Annotated in this window: 9 protein-coding genes and 1 riboswitch; all 9 genes read left to right on the forward strand. The window is 53.3% G+C overall.

Features of this window, described 5'->3' with window-relative positions; translation table 11 throughout:
* Positions 1–69 precede the first annotated feature (69 nt).
* The 9 genes from QME66_11595 (at position 70) to ftsY (ending at position 9,449) form a co-directional block, all read left to right on the forward strand.
* Positions 70–1,272, forward strand: coding sequence for a hypothetical protein (locus QME66_11595; GenBank protein MDI6809607.1), 1,203 nt, complete (start codon positions 70–72; stop codon positions 1,270–1,272).
* Between the two features lie 93 nt (positions 1,273–1,365).
* A complete protein-coding gene (locus QME66_11600; GenBank protein ID MDI6809608.1) occupies positions 1,366–2,271 on the forward strand; it encodes an LPP20 family lipoprotein in 906 nt (301 codons plus the stop codon).
* A 16-nt stretch (positions 2,272–2,287) separates the two neighbouring features.
* Positions 2,288–3,418 carry a tetratricopeptide repeat protein gene (locus QME66_11605; protein ID MDI6809609.1) on the forward strand — a complete coding sequence of 377 codons (1,131 nt, stop codon included), beginning with the start codon at positions 2,288–2,290 and terminating at the stop codon, positions 3,416–3,418.
* 20 nt (positions 3,419–3,438) lie between these two features.
* Positions 3,439–4,644: a flagellar assembly protein T N-terminal domain-containing protein gene (locus QME66_11610; protein MDI6809610.1), complete on the forward strand. Its 1,206-nt coding sequence runs from the start codon at positions 3,439–3,441 to the stop codon at positions 4,642–4,644.
* A gap of 66 nt (positions 4,645–4,710) precedes the next feature.
* Positions 4,711–4,841, forward strand: a riboswitch (FMN riboswitch).
* A 73-nt stretch (positions 4,842–4,914) separates the two neighbouring features.
* Positions 4,915–6,000 carry a bifunctional diaminohydroxyphosphoribosylaminopyrimidine deaminase/5-amino-6-(5-phosphoribosylamino)uracil reductase RibD gene (gene ribD, locus QME66_11615; protein MDI6809611.1) on the forward strand — a complete coding sequence of 362 codons (1,086 nt, stop codon included), beginning with the start codon at positions 4,915–4,917 and terminating at the stop codon, positions 5,998–6,000.
* Between the two features lie 17 nt (positions 6,001–6,017).
* Entirely contained in the window at positions 6,018–6,665 is a 648-nt protein-coding gene (locus QME66_11620) for a riboflavin synthase (protein ID MDI6809612.1), read from the forward strand.
* On the forward strand, positions 6,662–8,065 hold the full coding sequence (locus QME66_11625; GenBank protein ID MDI6809613.1) for a bifunctional 3,4-dihydroxy-2-butanone-4-phosphate synthase/GTP cyclohydrolase II: 1,404 nt from the start codon (positions 6,662–6,664) through the stop codon (positions 8,063–8,065). The genes QME66_11620 and QME66_11625 overlap by 4 nt, the downstream gene beginning before the upstream one ends.
* Positions 8,062–8,538, forward strand: a complete 477-nt coding sequence (gene ribE / locus QME66_11630) for a 6,7-dimethyl-8-ribityllumazine synthase (GenBank protein ID MDI6809614.1) — start codon at positions 8,062–8,064, stop codon at positions 8,536–8,538. Before QME66_11625 ends, ribE begins: the two co-directional genes overlap by 4 nt.
* Positions 8,535–9,449 (forward strand): signal recognition particle-docking protein FtsY, encoded by a 915-nt coding sequence (gene ftsY, locus QME66_11635; protein MDI6809615.1) that lies wholly within the window; start codon positions 8,535–8,537, stop codon positions 9,447–9,449. Before ribE ends, ftsY begins: the two co-directional genes overlap by 4 nt.
* The last annotated feature ends 216 nt before the right edge of the window (positions 9,450–9,665 follow it).

Below are 9,665 nucleotides of genomic sequence, written 5' to 3' on the forward strand. Positions count from 1 at the left end.
CGCATCCTGGCCAAAGTCACCAAATGTAAAGAAGCGTTAGACGCACTACACTAGGTAAAGGGGCTATTCATGAAAGTTGCGCTACCTCTTGTTGTTTGTCTTCTTCTCATTTCCTCTCATGCCAGTTCTCAAATCGTGAGGGAAAACATGAACCTCATGGGTGCAGGTGCGAGGGCGCTTGGTATGGGCGGAGCGTTCATCGCCGTCTCCGACGACGCAACTGCGGCGTCGTGGAACCCTGCCGGACTTGCTCAGCTCAAGAAGGGTGAAGCATCGGGCAGCGGGAAGTTCGTGAAGGAAAGCTGGGAAGAAGACGATCCCGACATAGAACCCATTGTGCAGAACCATGCGACGCTCAATTTTGCCAGCATTGCCTATCCGATAGCGGTCGGGCCCAAGAATCTGGTCGCTGCGGTGTGCTATCAGAGACAGATTGAGACTTATGGAAAAATAAACACGCCAGAGGATCCCGCCAACAACAGCTTCGAGGGCGTCCGTACAGCGACCGGGGGATATGACACATTTTCACCGGCATTGGGATTCCAGGTGACGCCCGAGATAATGGTCGGCGGGACCGTCAACATTTGGAGAAACGGGACGCTGAACAGGTGGGAAGGGACCGGACCTAACGAGGGGTACTGGGAAGAACGGAACATTGAGATAAGCGGGACGAATCTTCTGGCCGGTGTGTTGTATCAGAGCAGACGGCTCTCCTATGGAGCCATCGTGAGAAGTACACTGAACCTGTCAAGAACCGTGACCTACACCGACGCAGGTGGTACCGAGGATAGCTTTGACATGCTGGGCATCAAGCTTCCGGCAATGGTGGGGTTTGGCGTTGCGTTTCGGCCTTCGTCTGAGCTTCTCCTTGCTGCCGACGTTGACGTCAAACCTTATTCGGACGCGAAGCAGGTGGATCCAGCTACTGATGAGGAGACTGACGCAGGCTTCGAGGATATAACCCAGGTGAGAGCCGGTGTTGAGTATCTACTTCAATCAGGCGAAGGGTTTGTTCCGATAAGGCTCGGGGTTAGGACAGACCCGAAGACATACACGAGCTTCGACACGAGGCGCGCTGACAATCGAGGTGAACAGGTGATCGGGAAGACCTACTCTGCCGGGCTCGGGTTCTTCAAGGGAAACCTTTCAATTGATGTTGTCTACGAGTTCTCGACGGCAGAAATAGACAACTTCTACGGCGGATCTTTTCACACGGTGACTGAGACCGCTCATGCTCTTCTTGTTTCAGTGATTGCGCACTTCGGCAGATAGTGCGGGCAGATGTTCTTAGGCCGGCATCAGGGGTTGGTTATCCCCAGGCCGGACGGCGATGATTCGGGCAGAGTAAGAAGGGGGGAGAAAGCCTTGAAAAGAGAAAGATTTGTTCCTGTTTTCCTCTCCGTTTTTGTTACCGCAGTTTCCTTTTTCTGCACAAGCGTGTTTTCTCAGACTCTTGTGCAGAGATCCGGAGATTCCGGGTCAGTTGATTGGTCAAAGGCAGTGATAAAGGCGACCGGCATAGGCGCGCCGAACATGAAACTTCCTGAAGCAGCCAGAAGGCCTTCTGCAATCGAGGCCGCAAAGCAGCTTGCCTTGAGGAATTTGCTTCAGACGATAAAGGGAGTGCGGTTGAGCTCCGAGACCACAGTGGAGAACTTCATGGTCTCAAGCGATGTCGTGAGGACAAGAGTCGAGGGTATTGCAAGAGGATTCAGAGTTGTTGACACAAGATACATGGATGACGGCTCGGTTGAAGTTGACGTTGAAATGTCACTCCGCGGCGAGCTGGCTGATGTCCTGCTCCCTGAGACAGGAGGCGGCGAGCCGATATCGGGACTCGTGTGTCCGTGCTGCGGCCAACCTTGGCCAGCCGGACGGCCGGTTCCTGAGGGTGTCAAACCCGTCGTTAGGGGGGTAGGGGATAAGGGCAGGGTCTACACCGGTCTCGTGGTTGACACTCGGGGATTGGGTGTGCAGCCTGCCATGGCTCCGAGGGTCATGACCGAGGGCGGACGGGAAGTCTACGGAGCCGGATTTGTTACCAGAGACTACGCGATTCAGCAGGGAGTCGTGGGCTACGGGAAAGATGTGGCCAAGGCAGCCGGCGATGAGAGAGTCACTGACAAGCCGTTTGTGGTCAAGGCAGTCAGAGCGTCCGGCCCAGGCAAGTGCGACGTAATCATATCCGAACAGGACGCACTTGCCCTCCACGGGAAAGCGGAGAACCTTGAGTTTCTCAAACAGTGCAGAGTGTTTTTCGTAGTTGATTGATGTCAAGGAGGATCTGATGAAAAGGCAAATTGTCGCATTAGGAATCCTGCTTTCTTGCACGTTCTTCCTTGTGCTTGGGTGCGGTGGGAAAAAAGGGATAAGACCTGAGTCAGCCCTTGACACACCAGAAGCACACTACAAGACCGGGATGGCCTATGTCGAAAAAGGTGAGTACGAAAAAGCTGCTATGGAGTTCGAAAGGGCTCTGGGCCTTGCAAAAAGCGCAAAGAAGGATTTTGCACCCGGGCACGAGGGACTTGCGCTTGTTCATCTCGGAAAAGGTGAAATAGAGCTTGCAAGATCCGAGGCAAACAAGGCGAAAGGGATTGATGGGAACTATGCGCCCGCCTACATCGCGCTGGGAAGAATAGAGACCGCCGATGGAAAGTTCGAGAAAGCGCTCGGGGAGTTCGATACCGCTGCGAAGAAGGACCCGAGAAATGCGGACTGCCCTTACTACCGGGCGAAGACTCTTGTGAGCATGAAAAGGTATGACGAGGCGGAGCTTTCCTACAAGAAAGCTCTTGAGCTGAACCCGAACCACGCGAAGGCGAATGCCGACTGGGCAGATCTTCAGAGGGCACGGAGGGCAATGGCGGGAATGCCGCCTGAATACGAAGCCATAGCCAAGACTCCTGCGATAACGAGAGCGGACCTTGCCGCCCTTCTCATGATGGAGCTCAAGGTTGACAAGCTCATGAAGCCGACTGCCAATAGACCGCAGCCGACTTTCAGACCGCCTGGAAGCGATACATCCGCAGCAGCGCTCAACCGGACTGCAAGCGACGTGTCCGGAAGCTGGGCAAAACCTTACATCGACAAAACAGTAGCCCTCGGTGTTATGGATCTTTTCCCGGATGGAACTTTTGTGCCCCGCGACATTGTGTCGCGCGCGAATTATGCTCTCACGGTTCAGAGAATACTCGCGGCTGTGATTGGCGAACAGGGTCTCACCACAAGATTCATCGGGACTGTTTCTCCGTTCCCGGATGTCCCAAGCTCCAACTATGCATTCAACGCGATAATGGTCGTGACAACGCGGGGAATAATGAAGGCGAAGATGGACGGGACATTCGGAATGACCGATCCGGTGCCGGGTGCCGATGCACTCCTGATGCTCCGTGCACTGAAAGAGCAGCTGCCATAGTCTGAATGGAGCAAGCTAGGATGACGTTTACCGGAAGAAACCTGCCGCAGATTTCTCCGAAGGGGATTCCACGCCGTGCATTCATGCCGTGGGTCACCGCCGTTTTCTTCGTCTTCTTGGTTGTTTTCCCGCAGGTCGCGTCTGCTCAGGAAGCAAAGACAGTCAGGGCTTCCGGCATGGCTGTCATATTCGCAGGCGACGTCGCTCAGGCGAGGGAGAAGGCAATCGACGATGCGCTGAAGCACGCGCTCGAACAGGCAGTTGGACTCCTCGTCGAGTCAGAGACCATTGTTGAGAATTTCCAGCTGATTGAGGACAATGTCTACTCGAAGACAAAGGGCTATGTGCAATCTTACAACATTATCAGCGAAGGAAAGAAAGACGACGGCACGTTTGAGGTCTCGGTTGAGGCAGTGGTAAAGACCGGCTCTCTTCAGAATGACTTGAAGGGTATAGGTGTTCTTCTCAAGAGGAAGAACATGCCAAGAGTAATGGTCATCATGGAGGAAGATCATTCCGGGAAAACCGCGCGCGAGCCATCGAGCGAGAATGAGATAAACAGAAAGCTGGTCGAGAAAGAGTTCAAAGTTGTGGACAAGAGGCAGGTCGCGAAGATAAGAGAATCCGAGAAAATGGAAGCGGCTCTTTCCGGAGATGTTGGTGCCCTGAAGAGCATCGGCTCGCAGACTGGAGCAGAAATACTGATAATCGGCGAGGCGTCGAGCGAAGAGGCTTCCGTTGGCGGCCTCGGAGGGCTGGTGTCGTGCCGCGGGCGGGTGGAAGCCAAGGCCCTCAAGGCAGATACCGGTGAGATCATTGCGACGGACGCAAGGAGTGCTTCCGCGGTTGACATAGTGGCCCAAGAGGCAGGGAAGAAGGCAGTAGTAAAGGCATCTTCCCAGCTCGCCGACAGCCTGCTCGCAAAGGTAGTCAACAGATGGAGTGAAGAGCTCTCGGCCGGGACGACTGTGAGACTTGCACTCCACAAGGTCAAGAGCCTCGCCGAACTGAACCAGTTCAAAGGTTTTCTCAGGTCATACATAGGCAAGATAACTGCGATAAACCAGAGAGAGTTCTCCGGAACAGATGCAAACCTGGATATTACGATCCGGGGAGACGGTCACGACCTTGCGAGAGAGCTCTCTGAGAAAGAGGTTGAAGGTTTTACCGTAACCGTCACCAAGGCAACAGCTCACAGGGTTGATGCCGATATCGCAAAGAAGTGAAACGCTTGCGTTCCTGGAATGGTGCGTTGACATGCAGGCGGGTTCTTTGTTAGACTAGTTTTTTGGTGAATCCTTCGGGGTGGGGTGAAACTCCCCATCGGTGGTGAAAGCCCACGACCGGAAAGAGAAAACCTCTTTCTGCTGATCCGGTGAAAGTCCGGAGCCGACAGTGAAAGTCTGGACGGAAGAAGGAGCCGCAGATTATCGTGTCGTTGTCTTTTGCCCCGCAGGATTACACCTGCGGTTTTTTGTTTCCCCTAAGGTGCAAGAATGACACACGAGAAGTTCATGCGAGTTGCTCTTCAGCTTGCAGAGAAGGGAAGGGGGAAGGTGAGCCCCAACCCCATGGTGGGAGCTGTGGTCGTGAAGGGCGGAAAGATTGTGGGGCGGGGATTCCACAGAGCTTTCGGCAAAGCCCATGCGGAGGTGAACGCAATCGATGATGCCGGCGCGTCCGCAAAGGGCAGCACGCTTTACGTCACTCTGGAGCCATGCACAAACTACGGGCATACGCCTCCATGTGTTGACACGATCATTTCCTCGGGGATAAGGACGGTTGTCATCGGTTCAAAGGACCCGAATCCGCTGGTGAACGGCCGCGGAACAAAGATGCTCAAGCGCTCAGGGATAAGTGTTGTCACCGGCGTCCTGCCCGGCGAATGTGTGAAGCTCAATGAGGGCTACTTCAGCTATGTGAAAACCGGGAGGCCCTTAATTATCCTCAAGATTGCGTCAACTCTTGACGGCAAGATCGCTCTTCAAGATGGAAGCTCAAGGTGGATAACCGGCATCTGGGCACGGTCGCTTGTGCACAGACTGAGAAGCAAGGTGGACGGCATAGTTGTTGGCGTGAACACTGTGATAAGAGATGACCCGCTCCTGACATCAAGGGGCGGCAGGAATCCGGGGAGAATTGTCCTGGACTCGACTCTCAGGATTCCGGAATCTGCACGACTTCTCAAATCCATTGACATGGCGCCTCTTCTTATCGCTACAACAGGGAAGGCACCATCCGCAAAGGTCAAACGCCTTACTTCTCTCGGAGCCACTGTGATGAAGCTTGATGAAGATTCTTGCGGAAGGATCAATCTTCCATCTCTCCTGAGGGAGCTGCCGGGGAAAGGCATCTTAAGTCTCATGGTTGAGAGCGGCCGGGAAGTCATTACCTCTTTCCTCAAGCAGGGCATTGGAGACCGGCTCTGCCTCTTTCTTTCGCCCAAAGTGGTCGGCGGCGAGAATAGTCTCTCGTGGGTTGGCGATATCGGCGTCACAGCATTAGCGGATTCGATCTTCTTGAGGAAGGCCCAAATCAGGACAGTGGGCAAGGACTTCATGATTGAAGGGACCTTCAAGTAGCCGGAGAATTGGAGAACATGTTTTCTGGAATAGTTGAAGAAATAGGCAAAGTGAAAGAGATTTCAAGGGGAAAGAGAGAAATCTCCGTACTCGCAGAGAAAGTCACTCAAGGCATGTTGATAGGGGACAGCATCTCAGTAAACGGCGTCTGTCTGACTGTGACCGCGTGCGAGCGTGGTCTCTTTGCATGCGGACTTCTCGAAGAGACTCGCAAAAGGACAAACGTCGGGATATTGAAGCAGAGCTCACCTGTGAACCTGGAAAGGGCGCTGGAGTTCGGAAAGAGAGTTGGAGGCCACTTCGTCACAGGCCACGTCGACGGGATCGGAGAGATTCTCGAGGTGAAAAGGGGAAGCGGGGGGACTGCAGTCGCGATCGGGATACCTTCCGACCTGGTCCATTTGGCTTCTCAATTGGGCTCGATCTGCGTTGACGGTGTAAGTCTCACCATATTCGGAATTGAAGGGAACAGGGTGAAGCTTTCCCTTACGCCTTTTACGCTTTCGGGGACGATTGCCGGCAGTTATCTCCCCGGAGGAACGGTCAACATAGAAGTGGACATCCTGGCGAGATACGTTGATCGTATCGTCAAGGCAGGTGAAAAAGGAATCACGTTGGACTTTCTCAGGAAGTCTGGCTATATCAAGAAAGAGGGGAGTCTGTGAAAGGCAAAACTGGTGAACACAAATTCGACAAAGTTGAAGAAGCGATAGAAGAAATCCGCAACGGATCGATAGTCCTGGTGGTTGATGACGAAGACAGGGAAAACGAGGGTGACATGATCATGTCTGCGTCAAGAGTGACCGCTGAGAAGGTCAATTTCCTTGCCACTCACGCGCGCGGACTCATCTGCGTTCCAATGACCCAGGAGAGATGTGATGCCATCGGTCTCGGACCAATGGTCAGCATGAACACTGCAAAGATGGGGACCCCTTTTACGGTCTCGGTTGATGCAAAAGAGGGCACAACAACAGGAATCTCTGCCTATGACAGGGCTGTGACAATCAGAGCCCTGCTAGATGAATCAACGAAACCCAGCGACCTTGCAAGGCCGGGACACATTTTCCCATTGAGGGCAGAGGCTGGCGGAGTCCTGAGAAGGGCCGGCCACACGGAGGCCGCTGTTGATCTGGCCTCTCTGGCGGGTCACTATCCGGCTGGAGTCCTTTGCGAGGTCATGGATGAAGATGGAACCATGGCGAGGGTTCCGAAGCTAAGGAAGATTGCCAGGAAATTCGGACTCAAGCTGATAACCGTGAGAGACCTGATCGCCTACAGGTACAGGACAGAAAAGCTCGTCGCGAGACTTGTGACGACAACGCTTCCGACGAAGTATGCAACATTTGAACTCAGTCTCTACGAAAGTGCAGTTGACAACTACCACCATGTTGCTCTTGTGAAAGGCAATGTGACGAAAAGCGTGCCGCTTGTCCGGGTTCACTCGCAGTGCCTCACGGGTGATGTTTTCGGTTCACTTCGCTGCGACTGCGGAGAGCAGATGGCAAGGGCCCTTGAGATGATTGGGAGGGAAAAGAGCGGAGTTTTCCTCTATATGAGGCAGGAGGGGAGAGGAATAGGACTTGCGGATAAGATTAGGGCGTACAGATTCCAAGATCAGGGATTCGACACTGTTGAGGCAAACGAAATGCTCGGCTACGATGCGGACCTGAGAGATTACGGGATCGGAGCTCAGATTCTTGCAGATCTGGGTCTGAAGAGCATCAGACTCCTGACAAACAATCCTCGCAAGATTGTCGGCCTTGAAGGCTATGGCATTGCTGTAAAGGAGCGAGTTCCAATAGTAGTACCGCCAACCCACCTGAACGCTTCATATTTGGCCACGAAGAGAGACAGACTCGGGCATCTTCTTGGATTGCATCTTGCAGGAGAAGTCATCGGAGGACCGGGACCAATTTCTACAAACGCGGATAGACGCGGCAGGGGTACCGGGGCTGGAAGAAGGAGGGCAGTGCTGGAATCGGGCAGAAGAATGGTAGCGCAGACACCGGATTTCGGGCAGAAGCCGAAGTCGAGGATTCGGCTCAAAGCAAGGAGGAGAAAGTGAAGGAATTCAAAGGAAGTTTTGATGCAAAAGGAAAGAAGTTTGCAATCGTGGCGAGCAGGTTCAATGAACTTCTTTCTCAGCGGTTGGTTGAAGCTGCGCTGGACTGTCTGACGAGACACGGGTCGCGAACCGAAGATGTGGAGCTTTTCTGGACCCCTGGCGCATTCGAGATCCCGCTTGTTGCGATGAAATTGGCAAAGAGCAGGGCATATGATGCCGTGATCGCCCTTGGCGCAGTCGTAAGAGGGGGGACCCCTCATTTTGAATACATCGCCTCACAGTCAGCGAAGGGAATAGCTGAAGTAAACCTGGAAACCGGAGTGCCTGTAAGTTTCGGGATCATCACGGCGGATACGCTTGAGCAAGCTCTTGAGCGAGCTGGAACAAAGGCAGGGAACAAAGGCTTTGATGCCGCAATTTCTGCAATCGAAATGGCGAATCTTGTGGGGCAGATCGACAGGAAGAAGAAGTGAAGCTCTCTTTCTTTGACAAACTCAAATCGGGACTTTCGAAGACGAGAGACGGCATCCTTTCAGGATTAGACGCACTCAAGGGTGCTGAAGGGCGGCTCAGTGACGAGGTTCTGACTGCGATAGAAGAGTCTCTCATCCGGGCTGATATCGGTCCCAAAACAAGTGAGAAGCTCATCGCAAAGGTGAAGGAGGACGGGGCAAAGAACGTGAGCGTTGAGTCCTTCAAGGGGATCCTTCGGGAAGAGCTCACTCATATTCTCTCAACGGTGGATTCCGCTCACGTCCCGCCGGATTCCGCCAAGCCGTTTGTGTATCTAATTGTGGGCGTGAATGGTTCAGGAAAGACGACGACTGCTGGAAAACTGGCAGGCATGTTTTCGAGGGACGGAAAACGTGTGACAATGATTGCATCTGACACGTTCAGAGCCGCTGCAGCCGAACAGCTTGAGGTCTGGGCATCCAGGTCGGGCGTTGAGATGGTGAGTCAGAAGAGAGGCGGGGACCCTGCCTCAGTCGCCTATGACGGGGTCACGGCTGCCATGAAGCGAGGTTCAGATGTAGCCATAATCGATACGGCCGGACGGCTTCACACAAAAACGAATCTCATGGAGGAGGCGAAGAAAATAAAGAAGGTCGTTGGAAAGCTCATCCCATCTGCTCCGCATGAGGTCCTTCTAGTCCTGGATGCGACTGTCGGCCAGAACGGGATCAATCAGGCAAAAGAGTTCAAGGAAGCTCTCGGGGTGACCGGAATCTTCCTGGCTAAGATTGACGGCACGGCAAAGGGCGGAGTTGTCGTTGCGATCAATGAGGAGCTCGGCATCCCTGTCAAATTCCTCGGGGTCGGCGAAGCCCTCGATGACATAGTTGAGTTTGACAGCCGTGCTTTTTCTGAAGCACTTTTCTCTTAAAGGGATTAGAATGCAAAAGAGACCCGAAGTATTTTTTCTCCTTTTTCCTTTGGCTGTCACAGATGATTTGTATAGGCGCAAGCGATCTCGGTCTTAGTGGATTACGTTGAAAGCGCACGCATCTCTGAAAGAAATAGACATTGGGGTGCTTGAATGTCAAACTAGCTAGTGTAGTGCGTCATTAATATCTTGACATATAGACGTGCCTGCTGTATG

This window comes from Candidatus Eisenbacteria bacterium, from assembly GCA_030017955.1.
GTDB lineage: Bacteria > Eisenbacteria > RBG-16-71-46 > JASEGR01 > JASEGR01 > JASEGR01.

What these genes read in the sequence shown, in the direction of transcription:
- QME66_11620 (MDI6809612.1), top strand. Translation starts at nt 6,018, where the DNA reads ATGTTTTCTGGAATAGTTGAAGAAATAGGCAAAGTGAAAGAGATTTCA.
- ribD (MDI6809611.1), top strand. Translation starts at nt 4,915, where the DNA reads ATGACACACGAGAAGTTCATGCGAGTTGCTCTTCAGCTTGCAGAGAAG.
- QME66_11605 (MDI6809609.1), top strand. Translation starts at nt 2,288, where the DNA reads ATGAAAAGGCAAATTGTCGCATTAGGAATCCTGCTTTCTTGCACGTTC.
- QME66_11610 (MDI6809610.1), top strand. Translation starts at nt 3,439, where the DNA reads ATGACGTTTACCGGAAGAAACCTGCCGCAGATTTCTCCGAAGGGGATT.
- QME66_11595 (MDI6809607.1), top strand. Translation starts at nt 70, where the DNA reads ATGAAAGTTGCGCTACCTCTTGTTGTTTGTCTTCTTCTCATTTCCTCT.